The organism is Shimia gijangensis, from assembly GCF_900142085.1.
GTDB lineage: Bacteria > Pseudomonadota > Alphaproteobacteria > Rhodobacterales > Rhodobacteraceae > Shimia > Shimia gijangensis.
Window position 1 is genome coordinate 1 of the sequence record NZ_FQZQ01000068.1, and the last position, 1,534, is coordinate 1,534.

Below are 1,534 nucleotides of genomic sequence, written 5' to 3' on the forward strand. Positions count from 1 at the left end.
GATTCTGTTGAAAAACTCTTATTGATTTGAGGCTGTGTCACTGATTCAATTGTTCCTAGCAACGGGGGTAATTTCGATGTTGGGACCAAAGCAAGAAGCACAAGGCGCATTGTTTTACGAGTTCTCGATAGACGATCACGTTCCCCATGATCATCTGCTGCGATCCATTGACCGGTTTGTCGACCTGTCCGACATCCGACAGCATTTGTCGGTTTTTTACAGCCATACAGGTCGCCCCTCGATCGATCCCGAACTGCTGATCCGAATGCTGTTGGTGGGGTATTGCCTTGGCATTCGATCCGAACGGCGACTGTGCGAAGAGGTGCATCTGAACTTGGCCTATCGTTGGTTTTGCCGTCTTGATCTGAGTGATAGCGTGCCCGATCATTCGACATTTTCCAAGAACCGCCACGGCCGTTTTAGGGATAGCGATTTGTTGCGCCATTTGTTCGAGACGACCGTGGCGCGATGCATCGCGGATGGCCTTGTCAGCGGCCAACGCTTTGCAGCAGATGCCAGTTTGATCGAAGCTGATGCCAACAAACAGAACTCAACGCCGAAAGAAGACTGGGACATATCTAAGATCGATCCTGCCGATGCGCCACGTGCTGTGCGTGAGTATCTCGACGTACTGGATGATGCGGCGTTCGGCGCAGCGAGTGAGGTTGACCCAAAGTTCACATCTCATTCTGATCCATCCAGTCAGTGGACTGCAGCCCGCAAAGGCCCGGCGTTCTTTGCTTATTCCACCAATTACCTGATCGACACGGACCACGCCGTTATTGTTGATGTTGAGGCCACGCGGTCGATCCGGCAGGCCGAAGTCGGGTCTGTGTGTACGATGCTAGATCGGGTCAAAGACAAGTTTGATTTGGACCCCGAACGGATCATCGCGGACACCGCCTATGGGTCTGGCCCGATGCTCGGGTGGTTGGTGGATCGTGATATTGCCCCCCATATCCCCGTGATTGATAAAGCAGGGCGAAACGACGGCACATGGACCCGTGCAGACTTCGAATGGGACGCCGAGAACGACCAATACATCTGCCCGGAAGGCCAATCTCTCAAGCAGTTCCGTCGCAATTATTCCGACCCAAACCGTGGACCGACCAACACCGGCGTCGCCAAATACCGCGGCCTAAAACTAACCTGCCAAGCTTGCCCATCCAAAGCCAAGTGCTGCCCGAACACCGGCTTCCGCGCCATCACCCGTGAAGAACACGAGGATGCCCGCCAGGTCGCCCGGGATATTGCCAAGACCAAACAATATGCTGTCTCGATGAAGCTCAGAAAGAAGGTAGAAATGCTCTTCGCCCATCTCAAACGTATTCTTGGGCTGGGGCGGCTCCGATTACGAGGCCCATGTGGGGCAAACGACGAATTCCTCCTCGCTGCAACCGCCCAAAACCTCCGCAAACTAGCCAAGATCTTCCCTGCACCGCAGCAAACGGGTAAAGCCTGAAAGGAAAGGCGCTTGCGCTCTGAAACTGACACCACTTTCTGCGCCAGCAACACGTTGTTTTTCCACAGAATC

The 1,534-nt window shown here is 54.1% G+C and carries 1 protein-coding gene; it reads left to right on the forward strand.

What is annotated here, in order from left to right:
• Nucleotides 1-76: 76 nt before the first annotated feature.
• Nucleotides 77-1,462, forward strand: coding sequence for an IS5/IS1182 family transposase (locus BUC32_RS20020; RefSeq protein ID WP_073257421.1), 1,386 nt, complete (start codon nucleotides 77-79; stop codon nucleotides 1,460-1,462).
• Nucleotides 1,463-1,534 lie beyond the last annotated feature (72 nt).

What these genes read in the sequence shown, in the direction of transcription:
- BUC32_RS20020 (WP_073257421.1), top strand. Translation starts at nt 77, where the DNA reads ATGTTGGGACCAAAGCAAGAAGCACAAGGCGCATTGTTTTACGAGTTC.